28 protein-coding genes are annotated in these 26,980 nt (G+C 70.8%); 7 read left to right on the top strand and 21 right to left on the bottom strand.

The window, feature by feature from the left end:
- Positions 1 to 97 precede the first annotated feature (97 nt).
- The gene (locus tag ACWDN5_RS19190; protein WP_310969548.1) at positions 98 to 766 is read left to right on the top strand and encodes a DedA family protein; all 669 of its coding nucleotides are present in this window, start codon (positions 98 to 100) and stop codon (positions 764 to 766) included.
- Between the two features lie 4 nt (positions 767 to 770).
- Here the strand turns inward: ACWDN5_RS19190 and ACWDN5_RS19185 are convergent, their stop codons facing one another.
- From ACWDN5_RS19185 to ACWDN5_RS19150, 8 genes are all read right to left on the bottom strand, one after another.
- Complete coding sequence (locus ACWDN5_RS19185) at positions 771 to 1,184, bottom strand: VOC family protein (protein ID WP_310969549.1); 414 nt, start codon at positions 1,182 to 1,184, stop codon at positions 771 to 773.
- 181 nt (positions 1,185 to 1,365) lie between these two features.
- On the bottom strand, positions 1,366 to 2,367 hold the full coding sequence (locus ACWDN5_RS19180) for an isopenicillin N synthase family dioxygenase (RefSeq protein ID WP_449677250.1): 1,002 nt from the start codon (positions 2,365 to 2,367) through the stop codon (positions 1,366 to 1,368).
- 70 nt (positions 2,368 to 2,437) lie between these two features.
- The gene (locus tag ACWDN5_RS19175; RefSeq protein ID WP_449677249.1) at positions 2,438 to 3,178 is read right to left on the bottom strand and encodes an SDR family oxidoreductase; all 741 of its coding nucleotides are present in this window, start codon (positions 3,176 to 3,178) and stop codon (positions 2,438 to 2,440) included.
- Positions 3,175 to 3,810, bottom strand: a complete 636-nt coding sequence (locus ACWDN5_RS19170) for a nucleoside/nucleotide kinase family protein (RefSeq protein ID WP_013230842.1) — start codon at positions 3,808 to 3,810, stop codon at positions 3,175 to 3,177. Before ACWDN5_RS19170 ends, ACWDN5_RS19175 begins: the two co-directional genes overlap by 4 nt.
- A complete protein-coding gene (locus ACWDN5_RS19165; protein ID WP_396136892.1) occupies positions 3,807 to 4,634 on the bottom strand; it encodes a PfkB family carbohydrate kinase in 828 nt (275 codons plus the stop codon). Before ACWDN5_RS19165 ends, ACWDN5_RS19170 begins: the two co-directional genes overlap by 4 nt.
- Positions 4,635 to 4,636: 2 nt before the next feature.
- Positions 4,637 to 5,446, bottom strand: coding sequence for an ATP-binding cassette domain-containing protein (locus ACWDN5_RS19160; RefSeq protein ID WP_449677248.1), 810 nt, complete (start codon positions 5,444 to 5,446; stop codon positions 4,637 to 4,639).
- Positions 5,443 to 6,435 carry an ABC transporter permease gene (locus ACWDN5_RS19155; RefSeq protein WP_449677247.1) on the bottom strand — a complete coding sequence of 331 codons (993 nt, stop codon included), beginning with the start codon at positions 6,433 to 6,435 and terminating at the stop codon, positions 5,443 to 5,445. The genes ACWDN5_RS19160 and ACWDN5_RS19155 overlap by 4 nt, the downstream gene beginning before the upstream one ends.
- Positions 6,432 to 7,448 (bottom strand): substrate-binding domain-containing protein, encoded by a 1,017-nt coding sequence (locus tag ACWDN5_RS19150; protein WP_310969555.1) that lies wholly within the window; start codon positions 7,446 to 7,448, stop codon positions 6,432 to 6,434. Before ACWDN5_RS19150 ends, ACWDN5_RS19155 begins: the two co-directional genes overlap by 4 nt.
- A 106-nt stretch (positions 7,449 to 7,554) precedes the next feature.
- On the opposite strand from ACWDN5_RS19150, the gene ACWDN5_RS19145 reads away from it, so the two are divergent.
- From ACWDN5_RS19145 to ACWDN5_RS19135, 3 genes are all read left to right on the top strand, one after another.
- On the top strand, positions 7,555 to 8,592 hold the full coding sequence (locus ACWDN5_RS19145; protein WP_310969556.1) for a LacI family DNA-binding transcriptional regulator: 1,038 nt from the start codon (positions 7,555 to 7,557) through the stop codon (positions 8,590 to 8,592).
- Positions 8,593 to 8,662: 70 nt separating this feature from the next.
- On the top strand, positions 8,663 to 9,529 hold the full coding sequence (locus ACWDN5_RS19140; protein WP_449677246.1) for a LacI family DNA-binding transcriptional regulator: 867 nt from the start codon (positions 8,663 to 8,665) through the stop codon (positions 9,527 to 9,529).
- A gap of 99 nt (positions 9,530 to 9,628) precedes the next feature.
- Positions 9,629 to 12,400 (top strand): hypothetical protein, encoded by a 2,772-nt coding sequence (locus ACWDN5_RS19135; protein ID WP_449677245.1) that lies wholly within the window; start codon positions 9,629 to 9,631, stop codon positions 12,398 to 12,400.
- Between the two features lie 53 nt (positions 12,401 to 12,453).
- On the opposite strand, the gene ACWDN5_RS19130 is transcribed toward ACWDN5_RS19135, so the two are convergent.
- Positions 12,454 to 13,482: a glycoside hydrolase family 76 protein gene (locus ACWDN5_RS19130; protein WP_449677244.1), complete on the bottom strand. Its 1,029-nt coding sequence runs from the start codon at positions 13,480 to 13,482 to the stop codon at positions 12,454 to 12,456.
- Positions 13,483 to 13,533: 51 nt separating this feature from the next.
- Here ACWDN5_RS19130 and ACWDN5_RS19125 point away from each other — a divergent pair, with 51 nt between their 5' ends.
- Together ACWDN5_RS19125 and ACWDN5_RS19120 are read left to right on the top strand one after the other, a co-directional pair.
- On the top strand, positions 13,534 to 15,666 hold the full coding sequence (locus ACWDN5_RS19125) for a molybdopterin-dependent oxidoreductase (protein ID WP_449677243.1): 2,133 nt from the start codon (positions 13,534 to 13,536) through the stop codon (positions 15,664 to 15,666).
- Between the two features lie 68 nt (positions 15,667 to 15,734).
- Positions 15,735 to 16,703, top strand: a complete 969-nt coding sequence (locus ACWDN5_RS19120; protein ID WP_449677242.1) for a cellulase family glycosylhydrolase — start codon at positions 15,735 to 15,737, stop codon at positions 16,701 to 16,703.
- Position 16,704: 1 nt separating this feature from the next.
- Here ACWDN5_RS19120 and ACWDN5_RS19115 read toward each other — a convergent pair whose 3' ends face one another.
- The 11 genes from ACWDN5_RS19115 to ACWDN5_RS19065 form a co-directional block, all read right to left on the bottom strand.
- Positions 16,705 to 17,355: a TrmH family RNA methyltransferase gene (locus ACWDN5_RS19115; RefSeq protein ID WP_449677241.1), complete on the bottom strand. Its 651-nt coding sequence runs from the start codon at positions 17,353 to 17,355 to the stop codon at positions 16,705 to 16,707.
- 14 nt (positions 17,356 to 17,369) lie between these two features.
- Positions 17,370 to 17,759, bottom strand: a complete 390-nt coding sequence (locus ACWDN5_RS19110) for a DUF2784 domain-containing protein (protein ID WP_310969563.1) — start codon at positions 17,757 to 17,759, stop codon at positions 17,370 to 17,372.
- A gap of 310 nt (positions 17,760 to 18,069) precedes the next feature.
- The gene (locus ACWDN5_RS19105; protein WP_310969564.1) at positions 18,070 to 18,474 is read right to left on the bottom strand and encodes an Asp23/Gls24 family envelope stress response protein; all 405 of its coding nucleotides are present in this window, start codon (positions 18,472 to 18,474) and stop codon (positions 18,070 to 18,072) included.
- Between the two features lie 76 nt (positions 18,475 to 18,550).
- Complete coding sequence (locus ACWDN5_RS19100; RefSeq protein ID WP_449677240.1) at positions 18,551 to 18,844, bottom strand: hypothetical protein; 294 nt, start codon at positions 18,842 to 18,844, stop codon at positions 18,551 to 18,553.
- Positions 18,841 to 19,203: an Asp23/Gls24 family envelope stress response protein gene (locus ACWDN5_RS19095; RefSeq protein WP_310969566.1), complete on the bottom strand. Its 363-nt coding sequence runs from the start codon at positions 19,201 to 19,203 to the stop codon at positions 18,841 to 18,843. The genes ACWDN5_RS19100 and ACWDN5_RS19095 overlap by 4 nt, the downstream gene beginning before the upstream one ends.
- Positions 19,200 to 19,772: an Asp23/Gls24 family envelope stress response protein gene (locus ACWDN5_RS19090; protein WP_449677239.1), complete on the bottom strand. Its 573-nt coding sequence runs from the start codon at positions 19,770 to 19,772 to the stop codon at positions 19,200 to 19,202. Before ACWDN5_RS19090 ends, ACWDN5_RS19095 begins: the two co-directional genes overlap by 4 nt.
- Complete coding sequence (locus ACWDN5_RS19085; RefSeq protein WP_310969568.1) at positions 19,763 to 20,314, bottom strand: RNA polymerase sigma factor; 552 nt, start codon at positions 20,312 to 20,314, stop codon at positions 19,763 to 19,765. The genes ACWDN5_RS19090 and ACWDN5_RS19085 overlap by 10 nt, the downstream gene beginning before the upstream one ends.
- A gap of 195 nt (positions 20,315 to 20,509) precedes the next feature.
- On the bottom strand, positions 20,510 to 21,073 hold the full coding sequence (gene pyrE / locus ACWDN5_RS19080; RefSeq protein ID WP_013230857.1) for an orotate phosphoribosyltransferase: 564 nt from the start codon (positions 21,071 to 21,073) through the stop codon (positions 20,510 to 20,512).
- Between the two features lie 27 nt (positions 21,074 to 21,100).
- Positions 21,101 to 23,548, bottom strand: a complete 2,448-nt coding sequence (locus ACWDN5_RS19075; RefSeq protein ID WP_449677238.1) for an FtsX-like permease family protein — start codon at positions 23,546 to 23,548, stop codon at positions 21,101 to 21,103.
- Positions 23,548 to 24,303, bottom strand: a complete 756-nt coding sequence (locus ACWDN5_RS19070) for an ABC transporter ATP-binding protein (protein WP_310969570.1) — start codon at positions 24,301 to 24,303, stop codon at positions 23,548 to 23,550. The genes ACWDN5_RS19075 and ACWDN5_RS19070 overlap by 1 nt, the downstream gene beginning before the upstream one ends.
- Positions 24,304 to 24,378: 75 nt before the next feature.
- Complete coding sequence (locus tag ACWDN5_RS19065; RefSeq protein ID WP_449677237.1) at positions 24,379 to 25,137, bottom strand: SDR family NAD(P)-dependent oxidoreductase; 759 nt, start codon at positions 25,135 to 25,137, stop codon at positions 24,379 to 24,381.
- A 69-nt stretch (positions 25,138 to 25,206) separates the two neighbouring features.
- Between ACWDN5_RS19065 and ACWDN5_RS19060 the strand changes: the two genes are divergently transcribed.
- On the top strand, positions 25,207 to 26,136 hold the full coding sequence (locus ACWDN5_RS19060; protein ID WP_449677236.1) for a hypothetical protein: 930 nt from the start codon (positions 25,207 to 25,209) through the stop codon (positions 26,134 to 26,136).
- On the opposite strand, the gene ACWDN5_RS19055 is transcribed toward ACWDN5_RS19060, so the two are convergent.
- Positions 26,133 to 26,942, bottom strand: coding sequence for a hypothetical protein (locus ACWDN5_RS19055; RefSeq protein WP_449677235.1), 810 nt, complete (start codon positions 26,940 to 26,942; stop codon positions 26,133 to 26,135). The genes ACWDN5_RS19060 and ACWDN5_RS19055 overlap by 4 nt on opposite strands.
- Between the last annotated feature and the right edge of the window lie 38 nt (positions 26,943 to 26,980).

Raw genomic sequence — 26,980 nt, 5'->3', positions numbered from 1 at the left:
GAGGGGGCCTTCACCGTTGGTGAAAGGTGAAACTTCCGGCGAGCTCGATTTGACCGTTAGCCGTGGTCCGTTCACCCGGGCCACGTAGGCTCGCGGGGTGAACGTCGTGAGCATCGAGGCCGCGGGCGTCGGCGTGAGCTGGCTGGACACCGCCGGCCCGCTGCTCGTCTGGGTGATCGTGCTGAGCTTCGTGCTGGTCGAGTGCGCGCTGATCATCGGGCTGTTCCTGCCCGGTGACTCGCTCCTGTTCGGGGCGGGCGTGGTGCTGGCCCAGCACGGTTCGGACGCCAACGCGTGGCTCCTGTCCGGGGCCGCGCTGATCGTCGCGGTCCTCGGCAACCAGATCGGCTACTACATCGGCCGCACGAGCGGCACGAAGCTGATCGCGCGCCGCGACGGCAAGGTCTTGAACCGGCAGGCTCTCGACCGGGCGCAGCGGTTCCTGGACCGCCGGGGGTTCTTCGCGATCGTGGCGGCCCGCTGGATCCCGTGGATCCGCACGCTGGCCCCGCTGATCGCGGGCGCGGCCCGGATGGACCCGCGCCGGTTCATGGCGGCGACGGCCCTGGGCGGGCTGCTGTGGGTGCCGACGCTGGTCCTGCTGGGGTACTACGGCGCGGGGCTGTTGGACGCGCTGCCGTGGCTGAAGACGGCGGCCCTGTGGGCCAGCATCGCGTTCTTCGTGGCCGGGACGGGGTACGGCGTGCTGCGGTACCGCCAGGAGATGCGCCGCCCGGTGGACGAGCGGGACGACGCCCGGGCCTGAGCGTCTAGAGCTGCGGGTCGGTCCAGATCTCGAGCTGGATGCCGTCCGGGTCGCGGAACACGATCACCCGCGACCCCTCGAACGTGCGCGAGGGCGCGACCGGCAGGTAGGACACGCCGAACTCCTGCAGCCGGCTCTCCCACTCCGCCAGCTCGGCCGCCGAATGCACCCGGAACGCCACGTGGTCCAAGCCCGTCCGGCGCTCGTCGAAACCGCGGCGGCCGGTGTCCGCGTGCTGGACCAGGACCACCGAAAACTCGTCGCCGGCGGAGCGCAGCACCACCTTGCGCAGGCCCGTGTCCGGCTCTTCGCGCCGGGTGACCTCCTCGAGGTCGAGGACACGCACGTACCACGGCACGCTGCGGTCCACGTCGGTCACGGTGAGCGCGAGGTGGTGCACGGACATGAGTTTGGCCATGGCTTCCGAAGCCGTCCTTTCTCGTGGCGGCTCCCCAGAGTTGCACAGCGTTCGACCGGCCAAACCGAGGTGACCAAGTTCCCGGTCCGATCGTGATCTCGCCGTCTCCGGCCGTCCCAGCAGGCGGACGGAACCTACCGGCGGTCACACCCGTCTTACGGATGGTGACCGCCGGTGACGCTCATCGGCTGAGCAGCCGCATCCGGTTCTCCGAAAGGATGCGCCTGGTCGTCACCCGCTCGGGGTAGCAGCGGGTGAACATGTTCGTGAAGTGCGTGCCGTAGTGGATGGTTTCGTCGCCGCCGGCCAGGGGGCGGACGGTGACGCCGAACGCCGGTTCGTGGAAGTACGCCAGCGTGTACCGCTCGCGGTCGGCGAGCCGGACCTTGTGCGGCGTCGACAGCAGCCGGCCACCGGTGAGGAACTGCAGGATGTCGCCGGGAAACACGGTGAACACCGCCGGCTCGGGCTCGACGTAGTGCCACGGCTCCACGTCCTGGTACATCCCGGCCGTGCTCTCCTCCGCCAGCCAGTTCCGGCGCCGCGGCTCGCCGGCCACGGGCGGCCGGATGAACAGCCCGCCGACGTCGTCCTGCGCGGCGATCACCAACAGCCCGTAGTCGGTGTGCGCGCCGATCCCGCGTTCGGTGGTCGCCGACCGGGCCGGGAACCGCAGCACGCGCATGTGGTGCCAGCCGTCGCGGGTCAGCCGCGTCAGCCGGTCGATCTCCACGCCCAGCCCGAGCGCGACGAGGCGCAGGAGCTTCTCGCCGATTTCGCCGACCTCCCGGAGGTGGGCCTCCATCGCCGTCCGGTAGCCGTCGTCCGGCCACGGGACCGGTCCGTGGCACGGCCAGCCCTCGGTGACGCGGGTGTCGGTGAGCGGGATGTCCGGGCACACCGTGAAGATCTCGGAGTAGTCGGCCTCGCCCGCGGTCACTTCCTCACCGGAGGCGATGTAGCCGCTGTAGGTCAGGTCGCTGACGAACTTCGCTTTTTCCGGCAGGGATCTCGCGAAGAACCGCCGGCTTTCGGCGAGCGCTTCGCCGGTGATGCGGGCCTGCCCGGCCGTGGCGGCGACCTGGAAGATCCCGTCTTCCTCCCAGGTCCGGACCAATTGCCTGCCCAGTATCCGATCAACCGTCGCCCCGCTCACGGATTCGGGCAGCTCGAACGTACGCATTGTTGTTCACCTTTCGCGCGGTGTGGGAACGCTCACCACACGAAAGCTGCGAAATGCCGGTTCACAAGGATCAGCGGCCGCCGCCGACGTCCAGCACCGCACCCGTCGTGAACGACGACGCCTCCGAGAGCAGGAACAGCACCGCTTCCGCGATTTCCGCGGGCTGCCCCGCCCGGCCCAGCGGAATCTGCGGTGCGTACTTCGCCATCCGGTCGGGCAGGCCCGCCGCCGCGTGCAGGCCGGTGTGGATCATGCCCGGCCGGACGGCGTTCACCCGGATCCCGTCTGCCGCGACCTCCTGGGCCAGGCCGAAGGTCAGCGTGTCCACAGCGGCCTTCGACGCGGCGTAGTGCACCCACTCCCCGGCCGAGCCGGTGCGGGCCGCTGTCGAGGAGATGTTCACGATCGCGCCGCCCGCGCCGCCGTGGCGGGTCGACATCCGCCGGATCGCCTCGCGGCAGCAGAGGAACACCCCGGTCACGTTCACGTCGAGGGTGCGCCGGACGACGTCGACCGCGTAGTCCTCGAGCCGGCCCGGGGTGTTGCCGACGATCGCCGCGTTGTTGACCAGGCCGGTCACCGGGCCCAGCTCCGCCGCCGCGTCGAACAGCGCGCGGACGTCGTCCTCGTCGGAGACGTCCGCGCGAACCGCCAGCGCCTGCCGTCCCGAAGCTCGCACCTGCGCGGCGACGGCTTCCGCGGGTTCGGCGTCGCCCGAGTAGTTCACGACGACGTCGTACCCGCGCGCGGCGGCCAGCGCGCAGATGGCCGCGCCGATGCCCCGGCTGCCGCCGGTGACGAGGAGCGTCAAATCGCGAAGTTGGCCAGCGGCAGGTTCTCCAGAACCAGGTCCGCGCGGTCCCGCGTCTGCGAGATGAGGTCGGCGTTGCGCTGGTCGGAACCGAGCGCGCGCTGCCGGGCTTCGACCAGCGAACGGCCGTAGCGGCGGTGGCGCGACACGAGCCGCTCGATGCGCTCGGGCTCGTCCGGCGCGAGGAACCAGGCCTCGGTCAGCAGCGGCCGGATCGCGCTCCACGGGTCGTCCGGGAGCAGGAGGTAGTTGCCCTCGGTGATCACGAGCTGGACCTCCGGCGGGACCGCGACGGCCCCGGCGATGGGCTCCTCGATCTCGCGGCGGAACTCCGGTGCGTACACCGTTTCGCGGCCTTCGGCGAGGCGGCGGATGAGGTGGTAGTAGCCCGCGGCGTCGAACGTGTCCGGAGCACCCTTGCGCTCGGTGCGGCCCAGCCGGCGCAGCTCGACCTGCGCGAGGTGGAAGCCGTCCATGCCGACCACGGCCGCGCGCGAGCCGAGCGCGTTGGCCAGCGCCCAGGCGAGCGTGGTCTTGCCGGACGCGGGCGAGCCGATGATGCCGAGCACGTTGCGCTGCCCGCGCACGGTCAGCCCCTCGGCCCGGGCCAGCAGGTCGTCGAACGCCGTCATGTCCTGTTCCTTCCTGCGATCGCGGTCGTCCACGACCGCGGTCCCACATGCCGCACCCGTTCGGCGGCCACCTCGTTGGCGAAGCGGATCCAGTTCGTCACCGTCGGTTCGCGCGCCACGGCCACGGCGAGCGCGCCGTGCCAGACGTCGCCCGCCCCTAGTGTGTCCCGCGCTTCCACGGCCGCAACAGGCACCTCACCCGAGCCGCCGTCCGCAGTGGACCAGCGCACCGGCCGCGGCCCCGCGGTGGTGATGACGGTGGGAACGCCGCGCTCGTGCAGGCCGGGCCCGGGCGCGGTGAAGTGCGCGGAGCACGCGGCCACGTCGACCAGCGGCAGCAACTCGTCGAGCACGGGTTTCCAGCTGCCGGCGTCCAGCACGACCGGGGCTCGCGTGCCCCGCGCGACCGCCAGCGCGAGTTCGGGGTAGTGACCGTCCACGAGCACCACGTCCGCCTCCGGAAACGCCGCTTCGACGGGGAAGTCACGCCCTCCGGCGTTGCGGGAGACGACCGTGCGCTCGCCGTCGCGGTCGCGGACGGCGGCCGCGCTGACCGGCGGCGGGTCGGGCAGGCCGGGGGCCAGGTCGATCAGCCGGACGCCGTGGGCTTCGAGGTCGGCGCGGGCGAGCGCCGCCAGCGGGTGCGCACCGAGGACGGTCAGCAGGGTCGCTTCGGCACCGAGCGCGGCCGCCGTCACCGCGGCGTTCGTCGCGGGCCCACCCGCGGCGACGTCCACCCGCAGCGACTGCACCTTCTCGCCCGGCGCCGGGAGCTCCTCGACCCGCTGGACCAGGTCCACCGTGCACAAGCCCGCCAGCAGCACCCTCACTGCAAGCCGGCCACGTGGGTCGCGGCGGCCGCTTCTTCCACTTCACCGTTCTCGTTGAGCCGCAAGGCGCCGGTGAGCAGGCCGACGACCTGGTTCATCGAGTGCGTCTTGGGCGAGACGACCGCGACGCGCTTGCCGAGGCGGTGCACGTGGATGCGGTCGGCGATGTCGAACACGTGCGGCATGTTGTGGCTGATCAGCACGACCGGCAGGCCGCGGTCGCGGATCCGGCCGATCAGGTCGAGCACCTTGCCGGATTCGGCGACACCCAAAGCGGCGGTCGGCTCGTCCATGATCACGGCCTTGGTGCCGAACGCGGCCGCGCGGGCCACCGCGACGCCCTGACGTTGCCCGCCGGAGAGCGTCTCGACGGGCTGGCTGATCGACTTGATGTTGATGCCCAGCTCGTCGAGGATCCGCTGCGCTTCCGACCGCATCGTGCCGGTGTCGAGCTTGCGGAACAGCCCGAGCGGCCCCTTGAGCCGCTTTTCCCGGCCCAGGAACATGTTCGACGCGATGTCGAGCGCCGGCGCGACCGCGAGGTCCTGGTACACCGTCTCGATGCCGTAGTGCCGGGCGTCCAGCGGGGACTTGAAGTGGACGGTCCGTCCGTCCACTTTGATCTCGCCCTCGTCCGGGATCACCGCGCCGGACAGGGCTTTGATGAGCGAAGACTTCCCGGCGCCGTTGTCGCCGACCACGGCGAGCACCTCGCCGGGCAGCAGGTCGAAGTCGGCGCCGTCGATGGCGGTCACCCGGCCGTAGCGCTTGACCAGGCCGCGGGCCTGGAGGATCGGTTCGGTCATGACTGCTGCTGCCTCCGCGCGATCCGGTCCACCACGACGGCGGCGATGAGCAGGGCGCCGGTGGCGAGGTCCTGGTAGTTGCCGTCCACGTTCATCTGCGTCAGCCCGGACCGCAGCACGGCCACGACCAGAGCGCCCATCAGCGTCCCGAGCACCGAGCCGCGACCGCCGAAGAGGCTCGTCCCGCCGAGGACGACGGCGGTGATCGAGTCGAGGTTGCCGAGCTGGAACTGGTTCGGGTCCGCGTTCGGCGTCCGGCCGAGCGCCTGCCAGGCGGCGATGCCGAAGGTCAGCCCGGCCACGATGTACACCGACAGCACCGTGCGGTTGACCTTGATGCCGGACAGCCGCGCGGACTCCGGCGCGTTGCCGACCGCGTAGACGTGCTTGCCCCACGCGGTTTTCGTCAGCGCGTACCAGACGCCGAGGTACATCAGCAGCGCCAGCGTCATGCCGTAGGTGATCGGGATGCCGCCGAAGAGGTAGCGCTTGGTGCCGAGCCACTGCAGCAGCCCGTCGGTCACCGGCACGGCCTGGCCGCCGGCGATCAGCTTCGACACCGCGGTCAGCATGGTGAACGTGCCGAGCGTGATGATGAACGCCGGCAGCTTGATCCGGGTCGCGAGCCCGCCGATGAAGATGCCGACGATGATCGTCAGGACGACACCGGCGAGCAGCGCGACGAAGCCGTTCGTGCCGGCCGCGGCGAGCTTCGCCATGATCAGCGTCGCGACGACCATCGAGGCCGCGTTGGACAGGTCGATGCCCGCGATGAGGATGACGAGCGTCTGGCCCAGCGCGAGCGTCCCGACGACCAGGGACTGCTGGACCACGGTGGACAGGTTGTCGAGGTCGAAGAACGTGTCCGTGGCCAGGGAGAACACCACGATCGCGACGACCAGCGCGAGCGCCGGGCCGACCGCGGGCGCGCGGAGGAGGAAGTCGCCGAGCGACTCACGCTCCCTTGTGGACACTGTCGCCGTCGTCATTTGTTGCCTCCCCAGCAGTTCTGCAGGCCCCAGGCGGAGTCGTGGCTCTCGATGCCGGGCAGGGGCTTGTCGGTGATCACCGCGGACCCGGTGTTCACGAACCCGGACGGCTTCTTGCCGGTCTTCGCGTATTCGACGGCGGCGAGCACCCCCTGCTCGGCCATCTTCTTCGGGAACTGCATGACGGTGGCGGCGAACTGGCCGTCCTTGACGTTCTGGACGCCTTCGCAGCCGCCGTCGATCGAGCCCATGACGATCTGCCCGGTGAGGCCGCGCGCCTTCAGCGCCGCGTACGCGCCGCGGCCCATCGGCTCGTTCATCGAGTAGACGGCGTTGATGTCGGTGCTGCGCTGCAGCAGGTTCTCCATGCCCTGCTGGGCCAGGCTCTGGTCGCCGTTGGCCGCGGTGTGGCCCTTGATTTCGGGCGAGCCGTCGGTCAGCCCGATGCCCTTGAGGAACCCGCCGTGGCGCTGGGTGTCGACCGTGCTGCCCGCCGTGCCGTCGACCATCAGCAGCTTGGGCGGGACGCCGGCCAGCGCGGCCTTGACGTAGGCGCCCTGCTGCTCGCCGGCCGCGAAGTTGTCGGTGGCGAAGGTGGCGTCGACCGCGTCGGCCGGTTCGGTGGCGGTGTCGAGGGCGATGACCAGGACCCCGGCGTCACGCGCGTCCTTGATCGCCTTGAGCACGCCGGTGGACGAGCTGGGCGTGATCAGGATCGTGTTCGCGCCCTGCTGGCGGAGGTTCTCGATGGCGCGGACCTGACCGTCGTTGTCACCGTCGAACTGGCCGGCGAGCGCGCTGAAGTCGGCGCCGTTGGCCTGCGCGGCCGCTCTGGCGGCGTTGCGGAGTTCCACGAAGTAGGGGTTGGTGTCGGTCTTGGTCACCAGGCCGACCTTCGCCTTGCCGCTCCCGCCCGTGTTGGTGTTGCCACCCCAGTGGCGCTCGACCGTGCACCCGGTCGTCGCGGCGAGGACGGCGGCCAGCGTGAGCGCGGCGAGACTTCGCTGTCTCATGGATTCCAGCCTTTGTTCGTGTCGAGGCTTGCCGATGGTCGGGAAGGTAGACAGACTGCTCCCTGCGCGCAAGCGTTTGCGCAAACGCTTGCCGGAAAGGACGGGTATGGACCGGTCGAAGTCTTCGCGGCCGACGCAGCGGGACATCGCCGAGCTCGCGGGCGTCTCGATCACGACCGTCTCGCACGTCGTGAACGGGACGCGCGCGGTCGCCGAGGACACCAAGGCGGCGGTGCTGCGGGCGATCGAGGCGACCGGTTACACCGGCGACGCCATCGCGCGTTCGCTGGTCACCGGCGGCACCCGGTCGATCGGGATGGCGATCTCCCTGGTGGCCAACCCGTACTTCGCGACACTGATGCAGGCGATCGAGCGCGAGGCGTCGACGCACGGCTACACCGTCCTGCTGGCCGACACCCACGACGCGGCGGACACGGAGCGTGACACCGTGCGGGCGCTGCGCTCCCGTCGCGTCGACGGCCTGCTCATCACCCCGGCCCCCGGCGACGGGCCGGTGATCGGCGAGCTGGTGTCCCTCGACGTGCCGACCGTGCTGATCGACCGGCTGGCCACCCGCACCGACGTCGACCAGGTCGGCTCGGAGAACATCCAGGCGACCTCGGCGCTCACCGCGCACCTGGCCACGCTCGGGCACCGGCGGATCGGGATGATCAGCGGCGTACCGGGGTTGTCGACGAGCGAGGAGCGCGTGCTCGGCTACCGGCTGGGGCTCGGCCGGTCCGGCCTGACCTGGTCGTCCGACCTCGTGGCCTGCGGAAACTCCTCGCGCGAGGGCGGTGCGCTGGCGTTGAGCACGCTGCTGGCGCTGCCCGAGCCGCCGACGGCGCTGGTGGTCGGGAACGACAGCATGATGGTCGGCGTGCTGCACGAAGCGCGGCGACGCGGGCTGCGGATCGGGCGGGACCTGCCGGTGGTGGTCTACGACGACGTCGAGTGGGCCGACCTGGTCGACCCGCCGCTGACGACGATGGCGCAGCCGATCGAGGAGATCGGCCGGCAGGCGGTGCGGCTGTTGCTGGCCCGGATCAACGACCCGGCCCGCAAGGCCGAAACGGTGCGGCTGGCACCCACTCTGCGTCACCGCGAGTCGTGCGGGTGCCCACCGGTTCACTCACTTCAGTGAATCTGGGTTCCTGACACCTCCGCGTGGCCGTTCAGCGGATACGTTTCCGGCTGAGCGTCTGCGAGGGCTTATGACCGCACTTTCGCCGGACCTCCGGTTGTGGGACCCCCCGGTCACCTACCGGATCGGCGTCGCGATGGGGGTGCACGCGCACCCGAACTCCGGCGAGCTGCTGCGCGCGATCCGGGCGGCCGCGGCGCAGGCGGGGTGCGACGTCGTGCTGGCGGACACCGAAGACACGGTGGGCGAAGAGGCGGCGGTGGTGCGCGCCCTGCGCGCGGACCTGGTGGACGGCGTGCTGCTGGTGCCTTCGGCCGGCGACGAAGCGGTGGTCAACGGCCTGGTCCGGATGGGCGTGCCGACCGTGCTGGTCGACCGCGTGGCCGCCCGCAACGACGTCGACCAGGTCGGTACCGAGAACGTGCACGCGATGGCCTCGCTGGTCCGGCACCTGACCGACCGGCGGCACCGGAAGATCGGCCTGATCTCGGGCGACGAGGGCCTGGAGGTCAGCCGCGAGCGCATCCGCGGCTACCGGCTCGGCCTGGAGCAGGCGGGGTTGCGCTTCAACCGCGAGCTGGTGGAGAGCGGCTTCTCGAATGCGGGCGGCGCCACCCGCGCAACGGCCAAACTCCTGGACGGCTGGCCCTCCCCGACGGCGCTGGTGGTGGCGGACGAGTCGATGCTGGTGGGCGTCCAGTACGAGGCCCACCGCCGCGGCATCCGCATCGGCTCGGAGCTGGCGGTGGTCGGCTACGGCGACATGGACTGGGCCCGCCGCGTGAGCCCGGCGGTGACAACCCTGGTCCAGCCGATCGCCGACGTCGGCCGCCGCGCGGTGCAGCTGCTGATGTCCCGCATGGCGGACCCGGACCGACCCCCGGAGTCGGTGTGGCTCACCCCGAAATTCCTGCACGGCGCGTCCTGCGGGTGCTGAAGCGGGAGCAAGCGGTCGATAACGTTTGCGCAGCCGCGTAACAACGAGGGTGGGTTCGATCGACCTGAAGACGTAAACAAGGCGTCCAGGGAGATTCCAGTGAGCACAGACGACGTTTTCGAGAACCGGCCCGGCTCCGAGAACCAGATCCTGGACGCTGCGATCGAGGAGGCATTCGCTCTCGACGAGGTCACGCAAGCCATGAAACGTGCCGAGGTGACGACGGATGACCTGCGCACCCGGCTCTCACGAATGCGGCACGAACTATTCGCGCCCGCGCGATCCGAACTGGAAGAATACAGCTCGCTCTACGCGCGCCGGCACTACATCGCGATCGCCATCCGCGACTGCGTGGATCCCGTCTGGTACCAGCTCACCCACGCACCACAACGCAAGTTCGACCTGCTCTCGCGGATTCTGTACCCCTTCTGGTCCGCGTTGGTCAACGGCCTGCCTTCTGCTCTCGACCCGGGGTACTCCTACCTCGACGAGTGGTACGAAGACCTCCTGCAATCGCGAAACAAAGACGACGAGGACGAGGATTCGGAGGGGGATGCCCGAGGTCGGTCGCCCAGGAGAACTCCACGCCGCCGGCGACGGCGCGCTCATCGAGTCCGCTTGCTCTTGCGCTGGCCGACGACGTTCTTCTACTGGCTTGTCCTGCTCGCCATTTTCATCGCACCGACAATTCTGTTCTTCGCCGGAAAGGTCCCTCTGTGGTCGATCACGCCCGGCGTCGTTCTCCTTGTCCCCAGCGCGGTGCTCCTCATCGCAGGCCTTGCCATCCGCGTTGCGCGGTACCGGCCGGGGCCGGTCACTGACATCCTCGAACGTTCAACGGCGATCCAGCACAACCTGCAGAACATCGTTCGGGATGATCCCGACTACCGCGAAGCGGACCGGGCGTTGGCTGAGCTGGCGCGCACGATCCAACGGAAACTGCTCGAGCAATCAGTTCTTCCCACGATCCGCACCCAGCTCAACAAGACCATGCGAGCCAACAATCCTGGTGCGCCCGACCCGCGCGAATTCATGGTTTCGAGCGCCCCGGGGCTCGGCGAGGTCGAAGATGATCGGTTCCAGATCAACACCACGACCAAGGCACGACTGACGAGACTGCTCCGCCAGCTCCCTGGCGGGAGCGTGGGTCTCTCCGGGCCGCGCGGTGTGGGGAAGTCGACGATCTTGCGGTCGATCACCGACACCGGCACGGCGGAGATCTGGTCAGGCCGGAACCTGGAGTTCTACATCTCCGCTCCGGTCCATTACGTGGCATTCGACTTCATCTCGCACCTGGCCATGGAGATCTGCGACCGCATCCTCAGCCCGCTGAGCGGCGCCATCGCAGACGATCCGCAACCGAGCGACTCACTCGCCGACCAGGCCAAGGCAGCGCGCACCCGATTGCTCGCTCCCGGAGTAGTGACCGCATTGTGCAGGCTCGGATCCTTCCTCCTGGTTCTCCTCGGCTACTCGTCGGTCGCATCGGCCGTCGCGAACACGCCCTGGCGAAGTCACGGCCCCGAGATCGCCGCCTGGTCGACAGGTGGCATCGCGCTCGTCGCTGTTGTCATCTCATTGCTGGCCAAACGCCGGCAATCCGTCCTTGCCGCTGCAGCAGCAAATCTTTGGCTGCCCGTTTCGGCAACCGTGGTCGGCGCCACGGGAGCGGTGTACTTCCTCTTCGGGGACATTCTCTGGGCCGAACGAACTTGGATCTTCACGGGTGGTGCGTTGCTGTTCATCACGACGTTGTTCCTCGTTCTGTTCCGCGGCCGCGTTCGGCTCCGCCGAGCCCAGCTCGAGGACGCAAATCCCGCACCGGCGGACGATCGGCCGGCACCCGACGAAGGCGCAGTTCCGCTGGCTCTTCAGAACGAAGCCGAGTGGTTGCTCGATGCACTCAGTCACACGCGAAGCGACATGTCCGGTACCGGCGCCAAGACGAATGCCGGCGTGTCGGCCGGGGTCCAGGTGTCCGGCGAGCTGTCCAAGTCCTATCAGACCACGACCACCCGACGTGACCTCACAATGCCGGACCTCGTGGCGCGACTTCGCAAGCTGATCAAGCTCGCGACTTCTTACGGCCGGGTTCTGGTCGCCATCGACGAGCTCGACAAAATCCAGAGTGTAGACGAAACTCGTCGCTTCATCAATGACATCAAGGCGATCTTCGGGCTTGGACGAAGTTATTTCATCGTAGCGGTCTCACAAGACGCGATGGTGAGTTTCGAGCGTCGCGGCCTGGCTCTCCGCACCGAGATCGACAGCGCATTCGACGAGATCGTCTACGCTTCGTACCTCGGCCTGGAGGAGATTCGGAAGCTCCTGGAAGCCCGGGTGTTCGGGCTGACCGAACCTTACGTCCAGCTCTGCTACTGCCTTTCCGGTGGCTTGCCCAGGGATGCGATTCGAGCCATGCGCAGCATCGTGAACGCCGGGCTGTCGGCACCGAGCCGCATCCTCGTCGACGAGGTTACGAACATGGTGCTGAAAGACGAGATGACTCGGTACGCCACAGCGACGCTGTCCCGGACCGATCTGGGTCCGGACGACTGGCCCGCCGAAGTGTTGACGACGTTGGCCGATCTACGCAGTGCGGGCGTACACCCTTGTCGATACGAGAGCCTCGCACAGTCGTTGCCGGACTGCGGGGGTAGTGCGGCCATGTCGGGCCTCGTGATGGAACTGAAGGTGGTGCTCCAGTTCCACGCCGAGGTGTTCCGTCTGTTCTCGGCTCGAGAAACGGCTCGCAACTCCATCGACACTGTCGAGCGGCTGGCGCAGGCCCACCGCGATCTCGGCCAGAACCTCGCGTTCGCCCGGCAGATGATCGAGCAGGTCCACACCGACGCGAGCCACTTGAGTTGATCCGGACATGCCGGAGAAGTCGCACCGCGCGAAGACGGATGTTCGACGTCGAGCTAACCGCCGACTGGCGGGCCGGCGACGTCTGGTGACAGCGTCGCCGCGGCTTCGAGGAGCATCCAGGCGCCCACCTGGACCGACATGTCGCGCTCCGGGGCGTCCTCCGGCAGCGGCCAAGACACCGGGCGGTCCCAGTACGCGCTGAACAACGGACCCTCCGGCGCGTCGAAAGCTCCCGACCAGCACGCCTCCGCCGACGTCAGGACCAGCGCTCGGGCCGTCGCCGCTTCCGGGCCGGGCAACGCCTGTGCCGCCAACGCCAGGTACCGCGCCAGGATCGCCGCGAACAACCCGCCGTCGCCGCCGCCCTGGCCGCGGATGACTCCTCCCGGCGCGAGGTGCTCCGCCACCGCCCGCACGGTCCGGGCCGCATTGTCTACTTCGGACAACACAAGGCACGCGCCGAGGTAGACCCCTTGGCAGTACGTGTAGATGTGCTTCACCAGCTCGCCCGTGTCCGCCCGGATGCCGTCCCAGACCAAGCCGGATTCCGGATCGACCAAAGTGGACGTCAGCCAGAACGTCATCTCGCCGGCACGAACGACGTTCCCCGAGCGGGCGTGGAAGATCGCCGCCGGGCCGTTGGCCGGGGCGTTCTTGAAGTCGTCGCCGCGGCGCCACCAGATTCCGCCGCCCGCCGCCGACGTCCAGCCGGACAGCAACTGCGTGTCGATCGCCGCCAGGGCCGGGCCGACGTCGATGTCCAGTGACGAAACCCGTTGCAGGGCAAGGCCGAGCCAGGCGATGTCGTCGTAGTAGTCGTTGACCCACTTGCCGAAGTTGCGCAGCCGCACCGAACGCACGAACGATCGGATCAAGGCCAAGCGCGCCGGCGAGGGCGCGCGCAGCTGCGCGTCGACCAGCGTGTCCAGCAGGTGCGCCTGCCACCAGTAGTTCCAGTGCCAGTGCACGCGCTGGTCCAACGCCGCCGGCCAGCGGCTGCGGCCGAGGACCGTGCCGGGCAGGGCCCACACCCGGCGCAGGTGGCGGGAGGTCACCGCGTGTTCCGCGGCCGAGACGTCCATGTCGCAATCGTGCCTTGCCGATCGACATACCGCTCGGTATGTTCGGTGGTCATGACGACCGCCCACGTCACCTGCCCGCTGTGCGAAGCCACCTGCGGGCTCGAAGTGACGCTCGACGCGAACCAGCAGGTCACCCGCGTCCGAGGGGACGAGCGGGACGTCTTCTCCCGGGGGTACATCTGCCCCAAGGGCGCGTCGCTCGGCGCGTTGCACCACGATCCCGACCGGCTGACCGCCCCGCTGCTCAAGCGCGACGGCGAGTTCGTCGAGGTCAGCTGGCAGGAGGCCTACGACGAGATCGCCCGCCGCCTCCCGCCGATCCTCGAGCAGCACGGCCGGGACGCCGTCGCCGTCTACGCGGGCAACCCCGGCGTGCACAACATCGCGCTGACGCTCTACGGCCGCGTTCTCTACAAGGCCTTGGGCACCAAGAACTTCTACAGCGCCACCTCGGTCGACCAGCTGCCGAAGCACTATTCCGCCGGCACGATGTTCGGCGACCCGCTGGCCATCCCGGTGCCCGACCTCGACCGGACGCGGCACCTGCTGATCCTCGGCGCCAACCCGCTGGTCTCCAACGGCAGCCTGATGACCGCGCCGGACATCCGCGGGCGGCTGCGCGGGATCCGGGACCGCGGCGGCAAGATCGTCGTCGTCGACCCGCGCCGCACGCGCACCGCCCAGTTCGCCGACGAGCACCACGCGATCCGGCCCGGCACCGACGCGCTGCTGCTGTTCGCGCTGGTCAACGTCCTGTTCGCGGAGAACCTCGTCGACCCCGGCCGCCTGGCCGAGCACCTCAACGGCCTCGACGACGTCCGCGAACTGGCGCAGCCGTTCACCCCGGAGGCCGTCGCGCCGCGCACCGGCATCGACGTCGAGGCGATCCGCCGGATGGCCCGGGACCTGACCTCGGAAAACGCCGTCGTCTACGGCCGGATCGGCACCACGACCCAGGCGTTCGGCACCATCGCGAGCTGGCTGGTCGATGTCCTCAACGTGCTCACCGGCCACCTCGACGCACCGGGCGGCGCGATGTTCCCGCTGGCCGCGTGCCAGCCCACCGGGAACCGGCGGCCGTTCGCCGTCGGGCGCTGGCGCAGCCGGGTGCGCGGCCTGCCCGAGGTCGTCGGCGAACTGCCGGTCGCGACGCTCGCCGACGAGATCGAAACCCCGGGCGAAGGCCAGGTCCGCGCGCTGATCACGGTCAGCGGCAACCCCTGCCTCAGCACGCCGAACGCCGGGCGGCTGGCCGCGGCCCTCGAAAGCCTCGACTTCATGATCTCCGTCGACGTCTACCTCAACGAGACGTCCCGCCACGCCGACGTCATCCTGCCCGGCCCGTCGCCGCTCGAGCGCCCGCACTTCGACCTGGCCTTCTACCAGCTGTCCATCCGCAACATCGCCAACTGGACCCCCGCGACGCTGCCGTCGGCGCTGCCGCAGGAGTGGGAAACCATGCTGCGGCTCACCGGCATCGTCGCCGGTCAGGGCCCGGAGGCCGACGTCGCCGCGCTGGACGACTTCGTCGCGGCCGACGTCGCCCGCCGCGCGGGGCTGGAAGTCACCCACGACCGGACCGGGCCCGCGCGCCTGGTCGACCTGATGCTGCGCGCGGGGCCGTACGACGTCACGCTCGCCGACCTCGAAGCCGCGCCGCACGGCGTGGATTTCGGGCCGCTGAAGCCGCGGATCCCGGAGGTCCTCTGCACCGCGTCCGGCCGGATCGAACTGGCGCCAGGGCCGATCGTCGCCGACGTTCCGCGGTTGACGGAAGAACTCGCGAAAACCGCGGACGACCTGGTGCTGATCGGACGGCGGCATCTGAGCTCGAACAACTCGTGGATGCACAACCTGGCGCCCCTGGTCCGCGGCGGCAACCGCTGCACGGTCCAGGTGCACCCGGCCGACGCGCGCCGCCTCGGCCTCACCGACGGCGGCCTCGCCTCGGTGACGTCCCGCGCCGGAAAACTGCAGGTCCCGGTCGAGATCACCGACGAGGTGCGCCCCGGCGTGGTGAGCATCCCGCACGGCTGGGGCCACGACGCCGACGGCTCGCGAACACGGGTGGCGCGCGCGAACCCCGGCGTGAACTCGAACCTCCTCACGGATGAGACAGTTCTGGACAGGCCCTCCGGAACGTCGGTGTTGAACGGCATTCCGGTCGAGGTCACCCCCGCCTGACCCTTGACACCGCGGCGAGCCGTCGAGGATTCTGCGACCGGCATGTTTACGTGAACATCGGAGTTCGCATGGCTCGCCTTCGTCGATTGCTGCTCGCCCTCCTGCTCGTTCCCCTCTTCGCCGTCCCGCAGAGCGCGTCCGCGGCCACGAACAGCTTCCGCGGCGTCAACTGGGCGGACGCCCGCGACAACTACGTCGACGGCTGGGTGATCCCGACCGGCCTGACCGCCGGGGACAGCTACGACAGCGTCCGCGGCAAGGCCGACAGCATCATCACCGGCTTCCAGCAGAAGCTCGGCGCGAACACCGTGCGGCTGCCGATCAACCCGCAGAGCGTCAATTCGGACTGGTGGGCGCGGTACAAGGGCGCCGCCGACTCGGCCCTGGCCCACGGCATGAAGGTCATCTTCGGCTACTGGGAAGCGAACAAGGACGGCTTCGTCGACGACACGAACGCCTGGAACACCATGTGGGACAAGGTGATCGCCGACTACGGCGGCAACGGGAACGTGTACTTCGAGCCGATGAACGAGCCGTTCGGCTACAGCCTGAACGCCTGGGTGTCGCTGTGCTCGACCTGGCTGTCCCGGCACTCGGCCATCCCGCGCGGCCGGGTGCTGATCAGCGGCACCGGCTACAACGACAACGTGACCGGCGTCGGCGCGGCGAGCGCGTTGACCGGCACGCTGCTTTCGCTGCACTTCTACGGCTTCTGGGCCTCCGACACGACCCGCTCGGCGTGGACGGCGAACCTCAGCAACCGGCTCGGGGCGTACTCGTCGCGGACGATCATCGACGAGGCCGGCGCCCCGATGACCACCGGCCTGGACTACTCCGCCGGCCATCAGGACGGCAACAACTTCACCGCGTACTTCGCCGCGACCACGGACCTGGCGCGGTCCCGGCAGATGGGCGTCGTCTACTGGCCCGGCCTGCGCTCCGGGGACACCTACTCGATCACGCGCCAGAGCGGCAGCGGCCTCGAGACGAACAACGCTTCCGGGGTGGTGCAGCTGCGCTGGGGCTGGGGCCTGTAGGTCACCACGCGCGGCCGAGATCGGCGTGCTGCCGGATCCAGGCGTGCATGACGATCCCGGCCGCGACCCCGGCGTTGATCGAGCGGGTCGTGCCGAACTGGGCGATCGACACGGTGCGGGCCGACGCCGCCTGCGCTTCCGCGGAGAGGCCCGGGCCTTCCTGGCCGAACAGGAGGACGCACTCGCGCGGGAGCTCGGCCGTCTCGACCGGCTGGGACCCCGGCGTGTTGTCGACCCCGACGACGGCCAGCCCCCGCTCCTCGGCGAAAGCCACCAATCCGGAGACGTCGTCGTGGTGGCGCAGGTGCTGGTAGCGGTCGGTCACCATGGCCCCGCGCCGGTTCCAGCGGCGGCGGCCGACGATGTGCACCTCGGCCGCGGCGAAGGCGTTGGCCGTCCGGACCACGGTGCCGATGTTGTGGTCGTGCTGGAAGTTCTCGATCGCGACGTGGAACGGGTGCCGCCGGCTGTCCACATCGGACACGATGGCCTCGCGGCGCCAGTAGCGGTAGGCGTCGACGACGTTGCGGCGGTCGCCGTCCCGCAGCAGCTCGGGGTCGTACCGCTCGTCCGCGGGCCACTCACCCGGCCACGGGCCGACGCCGACCTCTTCGCGGCTCACCCACTCGGTGGGTCCGGGTATGGAGTTCACCCGGTGATTGTCGCTCAGCCCAGGTGGACCGGGCGCACGTGGGTTTCCTCGTCGTGGCGGTGGCGCCACCGGTGGTAGACGCCGACGTACGAGTACGCGACCAGCACGATCGCGATGATCCCGATCGCCGGCAGCCACGACTGCGGGAAGACCGTGCCGTAGAGGTAGTAGGCGTTGAACCCGCCGGGCAGGTCGCCGAGGCCCTGCTGGTGGCGGAAGTAGTTCTCCAGCGCGGTGAGCGGGCACGGCACCGGGCTCACGTTCACCAGCACGCCCCAGGCCGCGGCGAACATGTGGACGAAGATCAGCTTCGGCCAGCGCCAGGCGACGAAGCCGCCCAACCCGATGAGCACCAAGGCCAGGATGTGCACCACGACGGTCACGTCGGCCAGGAACTTCGCCATCGCACCCCCTCCACCGATCCCCCTACCAGCGACTTTACTCCGCTACGCGGATCCGGCCGCCCTCAAGAGTGCCCCGGCCTGTGATTTTTAACCCAGCGGAGCAACCCATTCACCTGCGCGGTGACGGAGGGGTTACACCGGGTGGGAATTCCGGTGGCCGCTTGGCGGGGTACCGCGTCGGCTCCTCGTGCGGGTACTGGTCCGGCGCACCGTCCGGTTTCTTCCGGTTCGGGTCGGCTGGGCGCTGCGGTTCCGGCGGCTCCTCCATACCCCGACGGTACGCCCGGGTCCCCCGCCCGGCAGCCGGATTTCACTCGACGCGATCGCTGACGGCCGGCTCCTCGTTGCCCGCGATGTGGACGTCGGTGACGTTGATGTTCACCTCGACGACCTGCAGGCCGGTCATCTGCTCGATGGCCGTCACCACGTTGCGGCGCACCGAGCGCGCCAGCTCCGCGATGGGCACGCCGTACTCGACGAGCACCTGCAGGTCGACCGCCGCCTGCTTCTCGCCGACCTCCACCGACACGCCCTGGCCGACGCTGGCCGACGCGCCCGGGATGCGGTCGCGGAGGGCGCCGAACGCGCGGGCCGCGCCGCCGCCGAGGTCGTGCACGCCGTGGACTTCGCGCGTCGCCAGGCCGGCGATCTTCTGGACCACCGTGTCCGCGATGGTCGTGCTGCCCTGCTTGGTGACGAGTGCGGTCTCGGTCATGGTTCCTCCCTGGATGTCCTGCGCGGCAAGGCTTTCCGCCTTGTTCGTAGCTAAGGACACAAAGGACTGGAGACCCTCACTGTGACGTGGGTCTCGCGAACGCCGCGCCGTCGAGATCGGTGACTTCCAGGCGCAGCCGCGCGCTTTCCCACGCCGTGCCGGCCAGCACCTCGCGCACGGCTCCGGCCGCCCGGTCGAGCAGCGGCGGGATCGGCAGCCGGGTCGCGATCAGCCGGATCCGGACCACCTCCGGGCTCAGGTCCACCGCCAGGCCGTCCCGGCCCACCGGCAGCACCGGGGTCGCCGGGCGGAGGCCGGCCACGTCCGCGAGGGCGCCGACGATCTTCTCGACGGCTTCGTCGGCGGTCACCGGGTTTCCGGCTCGATGTCCAGAATGGACACCGACACTTCGGCGACGACCAGGCCGGTCTGCTCGGCCACGGACCGCGTCACCGCGCGCTGGACCGCGCGGCCCACCGCGGCCGCCTGGTCGGCCGCCGCGGTGACCAGGTCGATCTGGACCGTCACCCGGCCGTCGGTGGTGCGGACCCGGACGCCGTCCGACGGCGCCGGGTCGAGCCCCTTCCAGCGCCGGCGGGCCGCGCGCGTCCACGCCGTCACCAGGCCGCGCAGGCCCGGTTCGAGGCGCACCACGCCCGGCGTCGTGATCGCCGCCCGCGCCGCCACACTGGCGATCACCGGATCGGCGATGACGTAGTCCACGCTCATTCCCCTGGCCCCCCGACCGTGTCGTCCTCGACGGTGTCTTCTTCAAAGAGGTCGGCCACGAGCAGGTCGAGCTTCACCAGCGTCAGGCCCACCCGGGCCGCGGCCGCCGCGGTCACCCGCTCCCGCACCTTCGCCAACGCTTCGCCGCCCGCGGCGTTCCGCAGGCTGACCGCGAGGGTGAGGTCCACCTCGACCCCGCCGGGGACGGTCCGCACCCGGCAGCGCCGCGCCCGGACGCCGTCGACCGTGTCGGCCGCGTACCGCAGCACGGCCGCCACCGCCTGCTCGCTGACCTCGACGAACCCGGGTTCCGGGGTGGGCAGCGGCACCATCGAGCCGCGCCGCACCTCGGCCCGCACCGCCGACATGATCCGCCCGAACAGGTCCGGCGACGGCGCGTCCTCCTCGGCCACCAGCTCGGACGTCGCTTCGCGCAACGCCAGCAGGCTCTCGCGCGCGGCCGCGCAGTGCGGGCAGGTCAGCTCGTGCTCGTCGGCTGCCGCGTCCAGCCGTTCCCACACCTGTTCGACATCGCGTTCGCAGGGCAGCTCGTAGTCCGTCATCGCCATGGCTTCATCACCTCCGCCAGCTGGGCACGGGCGCGCGCGATCCGGCCGCGGACCGCGGTCGCGTTGACGCCGACGATCTCGCCGATCTCGTCGTAGGACCGGCCGTGCACTTCACGCAGCAGCCAGCACGCCCGCTGTTCGGGCGTCAGCTGCGCCAGCGCCGCGTTCAAGGCGGCGAGCTGACTGCTCACCTGGACGGCCCGCTCCGGCTGCAGATCGGCCCGCGGCGACTCGGCGGTGTCGAGGTCGACGTCGGCCTGCGGCTTGCGCGAGCGGATCGTGTTGAGACAGCGGTTCGTGGTGGCCCGGTAGAGCCAGCCGACGAACGCGGCGTCCTCGGTGAGCTGGCTCAGCTTGCGCCAGGCGTTCAGGAACACCTCCTGCACGACGTCCTCGGCGTCGCCGCGGTGGGCGAGCATCTTGACCGCGAGCCGGAACATCGGGCCCTGGTAGCGCAGCACGAGCTGTTCGTACGCCCGGACGTCGCCGTCCCGCGCGCGGCCGACGAGGGTCACGTCGTCGAGCGGCGTAGTCGTCGTCACGGCACCTCCTCGCAGGGAGGACACCGGCGGGCGGAAAACGTCACGCAGTGATTCTGGGTGACGGCGGTCACCGGGGCGACTCCGTGAGGTTCACGCGTCGCGGTGGTCCTTCCGGGGCGAGCGCCGCGGAGGTCGCGAAACCTGCCGTCGGAGCGCCCCGGGGACCGACCTGCGCGGTCCCCGGTCCGGCGGCGCTCAGTCCAGGCCGAGGTCGTCCTTGCCGAGGACGTACCGGTACTCCAGGCCTTCCTTCTCGATGGCCTCGCGCGCGCCGGTGTCGCGGTCGACGACCGTCACCACGCCGACGACGTTCGCGCCCGCTTCGCGCAGCGCCTCGACCGCCGTCAGGACGCTGCCGCCCGTCGTGGACGTGTCCTCGACCGCCAGCACGCGCTGGCCGCGGACCTCCATGCCCTCGATGCGCCGCTGCATGCCGTGTTCCTTGACCGCCTTGCGGACGACGAACGCGTCCAGCACGACGCCGTCGGAAGCCGCCGAGTGCAGCATCGCCAGCGCGACCGGGTCGGCGCCGAGCGTCAGGCCGCCGGCCGCCACGTAGTCCCAGTCCGCCGTGAGCTGGCGCAGGAGCTTGCCGATCAGCGGCGCGGCCGCGTGGTGCAGCGTCGCCCGCCGGAGGTCGATGTAGTAGTCGGCTTCCTTGCCGGACGCCAGGGTCACTTTTCCGTGCACCACGGAAAGATCGGTGACCAGCCTGGCCAGTTCGAGTTTCGCCGCTTGATCCAACCCGGGGTTCGCCACGGCCGTGAGTCTTACACACGGCCGGATTCACTCACCGACGGATGTGGCGTCGACCGCACGCCCGCGCGTCGCGGCCCAGGCCGGGACCAGGATCGCCACGAGCGCGAGCACCACGGCGATGGCGAGCACGGCCAGGTAGATCGCCACCGGGCCGGACGGCAGCACCGAGCCGGTCACCACCAGGCAGAACGGCACGATCGCGCCGGCCGCGACGAGCGTCCCGAGCAGCACCGCGATGGTCGCGATCAGGCCGCCTTCGACACCCGCCATGCGCAGCACCTGGCCGCGGGTGAAGCCGCTCAGCCGCTGCACCCCGAACTCGCGCCGCCGCCGCGCGGTGGCCGTGACCAGCGTGTTCACCACGGAGATCACCGTGTACGCGAGGATCATTCCGACGAGCAGGTAGTTGACCCAGGCGCCGACCTCGTTGCCCTTCGCGTGCGCCGCGATCAGCGTGCCGCGGTCGCCGACGAGCACCGGCAGCCCGGCGGTCGCCTCGCGCAGGCGGGCCGTCAGCGTCGCACTGTCGACGCCGGGAGCGGCCTGGACCAGCAGCTGCGGGGCGAGCCCGAGGGACGTGTGCGGGGCCAGCAGTTCCGCGGGCAGCACGAGCCGCTCGAAGCCGGGACGCTGGTCGACGACGGCGGTGACGCGCACGTCCACCGGCGTGCCGTCGCCGAGCCGCAGCGACAGCGTGTCGCCGACGCGGTGGCCCAGCGTCGACGGCACCTCGACGGCGTTCCCGGTCAGCTCGCTGACGCCCAGCGCGGGCCGGCCGTCGTCGTGCTGGCCCGAGTCGAACGGCTTCTCGACGAACACCGTGCTCGTGACGTATTCCGACGCACTCGCGACCCCGGGGGTGGCGCGCACCCGGCCCAGCACGGACGGGTCGAGCCCGCTCGGGCCGGCCACGACGGCGTCCGCGCGCAAGTCCTCGGTGTAGGCCTGGTTCGAGACGGCTTCCTGGGTGGTCTGCAGGTAGATGTTGGCGGTCGCGATCCCGACCGCGAGCATGATCGGGGTGACCGCGCCCGCCGCCCGCACCGCGCCGACCCGGGTGTTGCGCAGCGCGACCCGGCCGTTGACGCCGGTCAGCGCCGTCACCGGCCAGCGGAGCAGCGTCGCCATCAGCTTCGTCACGCCGGGGCTGATCGCCGCGAGCCCGAACGCCCACAGCATCACGGCCGGGCCGGCCGTGCTGGCCGCGACCGGGCCGGTCATCACCGCGACCGTGACGATGCCGAGCGCCGTCCCGCCGCCGAAGCACAGGATGGCGGTGATCAGCCGGATCGGTGTCAGCCAGCGGCGTTCGACGGCGGCTTCGGCGAGCGCCTCGGTCGGGCGGATCCGCGAAGCACGGCGTCCCGCCACGAAGGCGGCACCCACGACAGCCAGCAGCGACGCGCCCGCGGCGACCACCGCCGGCACCCAGCCCTGCTCGAACCGCAGCACGTCGGGGACGACGTGGTGGTCGGCGAGCTGGCCGAACAGCCACTCCCCGAGCACCGGGCCGAGCGCCACCGCGCCACCGACGGCGAGCAGCGCGACGACCAGCGCCTCGCCGAGCACCATCCGCCGCAGCTGGCGCGGAGTGATGCCGATCGCGCGCAGCAACGCGAGTTCCCGCTGCCGCTGCTGCGTCGACAGGGTCAGCGTGCCCGCCACCACGAACACCATGACCATCGCCGAGAGCCCGCCCGAGACGGCGGCCAGCACGATCAGGTTCTCCCCGCTCTTGCCCGTCTCGGGGAACTCGAAGGCACCACGGTCGACGCCGGTCGCCACGACCCCGGCGTCCCCGACGGCCGCGGTCACGGCAGCGACGTCGCCACCGAAGACGCCGATGGTGTCGAACCGGCCCGGGTGGCCGGACAGCCGTTCGGCGTCCGAAGCCGCGAAGAACACGGCCGCGTCCCGCATGGGCTGCGGGGCTCGGGCGATCCCGGAGATCCGGAACGGGCTGACGCTGCCGTGCGCGGCGATCGGCAGCGTGTCCCCGACAGCGAGCCCGAGCCCGGCGTCGGCGACGACTTCGCCCGGCTTCGGGGCGGCACCCGTCAGCGTGTACGGCGTCAGCACGGCGGAATCCCACGCGTGCCCGAGGGCGCTCGCCGCGCCGATCTGCGCCGGGAAGCTGATCTCGCCGACGACGCCGGTGACGCCGGGAACCGCGCGCAGGCGGCCGGCCAGCGCCGCGTCGAGCCGGACGCGCTCGGGCAGGGTCGCGTTTTCGAACTTGTGCTTGTCGTCGGGCTCGAGGGTCGCCGGGTCGTCCTCGGGCAGCTCGATCGTCTGCTGCCCGCCGACCACGATCGGCGCCGCGGCCAGCCGCTGCACCGGCGTCTCGGACCGGATGCCGGTCTCCATCAGGCCACCGCACGCCGAGACGACCAGCGCGCCGAAGAACACGGCGACGAACGTCGCCAGGAAACCGCCCTTGCGCAGGCGGAGGGTCCGCAGTGCCAGCTTGAACATCAGGCCGCCACCCGGCCCCAGGCCCCGAGGTGGGTCATCCGCTCGGCGACGGCTTCCGCGGTCGGCCGGGCCAGCCGCCCGGCGATCCGGCCGTCGGCCAGGAACACGACCTCGTCGGCGTAGGACGCGGCGACCGGGTCGTGCGTCACCATGATCACCGTCTGGCCCGACGACCGGACGGAGTCTCGCAGCAGGCCGAGCACCTCGGCGGCGGTGCGGGTGTCGAGCGCGCCGGTCGGCTCGTCGGCGAACAGCACGGCGGGGCTGGTGACCAGGGCCCGCGCGATCGCGACGCGCTGCTGCTGGCCGCCGGAGAGCTGCCCGGGCAGGTGCTTGCGGCGCCCGTCGAGCCCGACGTGCGCGAGGATCCGCGCCACCAGCCGCTTGTCCGGGCGCTTGCCCGCCAGCTGCAGCGGCAGCACGACGTTCTGCTCGACCGTCAGCGCCGGGAGCAGGTTGAACGCCTGGAAGACGAAGCCGACGCGGTCACGCCGCAGCTTCGTCAGGTAGGTCTCCTTCTTGCCGTCGAGGTCCTGGCCGTCGAGCACGACCCGGCCGGACGTCGGCCGGTCGAGACCGGCCGCGCAGTGCAGGAAGGTGCTCTTGCCCGAGCCGGACGGGCCCATCACCGCGGTGAACCCGCCGCGCGGGAAGGAGATCGAGACCCCGTCCAGCGCGACCACACCGTCGCCGTACTCCTTGCGCACGGCCTCGAGCCGGACCGCGTCGGCTGCCTCGTGCCACCCAGTTGTCATGGGGAAAACGCTATTGAGCGCACCCCCGGACCACCCTGGTGCGCGCGTGCGTCTTGCGGGTAGGGACAGCCCTACTCAGGTGCGGCCGCGCCCCCCGCTGATCCGGCGCAGCACCGCGCGCGGCAGCAGGCCGCCGATCGCGACGACGGCCTTGTACTGCAGGCTCGGCACGGAGATCACCTTCCCGCGGCGCAGGTCCTTGAGCGCCTCGCCGACCACCTGTTCGACACCCAGCCAGGCGATTTTCGGGCCGGATTTCCCGATCCCGGCCCGTTCGTGGAACTCGGTGGCCGTAAAGCCGGGGCACAGCGCCATCATCCGGATGCCCTCGGGCAGCGACGCGGCGATGCCTTCGCTGAACGACGTGACCCAGTTCTTGCTGGCCGTGTACGTCGATCCGCGGCCGCTGAAGAAGCCCGCCACGCTGCTGACCTGGATGATTTCGCCGTGGCCGCGTTCGATCATGCCGGGCAGCACGGCCCGGGTGAGCCGCAGGACCGCGGTGACGTTGACGTCGAGCTGGCGCTGCAGCGCGTCCGGCGGGATGGTCCAGAAATCGCCGTTCAGCCCGAAGCCGGCGTTGTTGACCAGGAGGTCGACCGGCCCGGCGGCGAGCCGCTCCTCGACCGCCATCCGCCCGTCCACTTCGGACAGGTCGGCGGGCAGCACCTCGACGGCCACGCCGTGCGTTTCCCGCAGCTCAGCGGCGTACGCCTCCAGCCGCGTGGCATCGCGGGCGACGAGCACCAGGTCGTATTTCTGGGCGGCGAGCGTGCGCGCGAACTCCGCACCGATGCCCGCGGTCGCTCCGGTGATGAGAGCGGTGGTGGTCATGTGGGTGAACATACTCGCTGGTCACGGGTGGACGTGCGTTCGATTCGGCGGGGAAGTATCGTCCGCCGCATGGGTAAGCACAGCAGGCGCAAAAGCGGCTATCTGCCCAAAGTCGCCGCGGGCGCGGCGCCCGTCGCGCTGCTCTTCGCCGCCCCCGCCGCGGCGCTGGCGAGCCCGGCCGAGGTGACCCTGCCGATCGACCACCGCGACGACAGCACGTTCCGCCGCGACGTCGCGACCTCGGGCGAGGACGGCTCGTCGGTGGTCCGCGAGACCCTGACCACGACCCGCCACGACTTCCTCGCGAAGGAGATCGCCGGCGCGGTGCTCACCAACGACCTCGCCGAGTCCGCAATCACCCGCCGCGAAGAGCGGCAGACGGAGACCACGGCCGCGTCGCAGGAGGCCGAGTCGCTCGCCCGCGCCGGCCGGCACACCCTGCGCCTGGGCGACGTCCGCGCGGTCACCGCGAACAACCAGCGGCTCGGCCAAGGCGCGTCGCGGGACCTGTCTCTGGCGCCTCTCGGCGGCGGCGCCGAGCACCGGATCGGCCTCGGCGAAGGCGCGAGCCACGGCATCTGGCCCGCCGACGGCGTCGACGTCCTGAGCCAGAACGCGGAACAGCTGGACACGGGCCTGTACGGCACCTTCGCCAGCGACCTCCAGGGAGCGCTGTCGGCCCGCAGGTCATCGGGCCAGGCGGTCGACGTGGGCCGCCTCGGAGCGGTCGGCGCGACGTCCGAGCAGCACGCCACCGGCCAGATCACCGGCGTCCTGGACGTGGGCCAGCGCCACGAAGCGGGCGGCCAGCTGGGCCCGGCGTGGGGCCTGGTGACGACGAGCCAGTCCGTCGGCCCGGCCGGCCCGGCGGGGTCGATCCGCGGCGACCTCGGCGTGGACCACGTGATCCACGCCGAAGGCGGCACGACGTCGGTGCGCGGCACCCTGGACCGGTCGGTGGCGCTCAGCGCGCTCGACCGGCCGGTGCTCGGCTTCTAGCTCTCGCTCGGCTTCGGTTCGGCGTCCGCCGGCGGCTGCTGGGCCGGCGTCCCCGCCGCCGGGGTGCCCGGGGCCGGAGCCTGGGCCTGGGCCTGGGCCTGGGCCGTCGCCGGGGTCGTGGCCTCGGACGGGACCGGGGCGCTCGCTTGGTGGCGGCCCGCGTCGTAGTCCTCGTCGAACGGGTCGACGATGTCCGCGATCTCACCGAGGTCGCGCAGCAGGCGTTCCAGCCGCGACGGCCCGGCCGTCGGGACCACGCTGGCCAGCACCCACTCGTTCTCCAGCCAGGCCACGCCCACGTCGCCGCCCAGCTGGTCGGCCGCGTCCACCAGCTCCTGCGTGATCACCACGCGGGCGCCGTCCGCGTCGTCCGCGAAGGCGTAGCGGGCGCCGATCGGGCCGAGCATCTCGGGCATGTCCGCGCGCTGGAACGGGACGCTGGACAGCCACATCTCGATCGGGATGCGGTGCTTCTTGTTGCAGCGCACCGCGACGACGACCGCGGGGATCTGGCCCTCGGTCTCGATGTCGAAGATGAACACCGGGCGGCGGCCGTCGGAAGTGAAGGTGGAACCCGCGACGACGTTCACGGCCGCGTCCGCGCCGAAGTAGCCGATCGCGCCGTTCGACCACTGCTGCGGCAGGCGCTCGTCCTCCTCGACGAACTGCCAGCCGCGCAACTGTGCCCAGCGCATTCGCTCGCGGTTGCGCGAGCCCTCCTTCGCCCGGTCGGCCGCGAGCAGCCCCAGCCCCGCCACCAGGGCGACGGCCGCGATGACGAACCAGATCCACGCCGGAATACCCACGTCGGCCAGGGTATCGCCTGTTACGCCGGAGGGATGAT

The organism is Amycolatopsis sp. NPDC003731 (genome assembly GCF_053586895.1).
The sequence above is the reverse complement of the archived record's forward strand: the minus strand, read 5'-3'. Positions and strand labels throughout refer to the sequence as shown.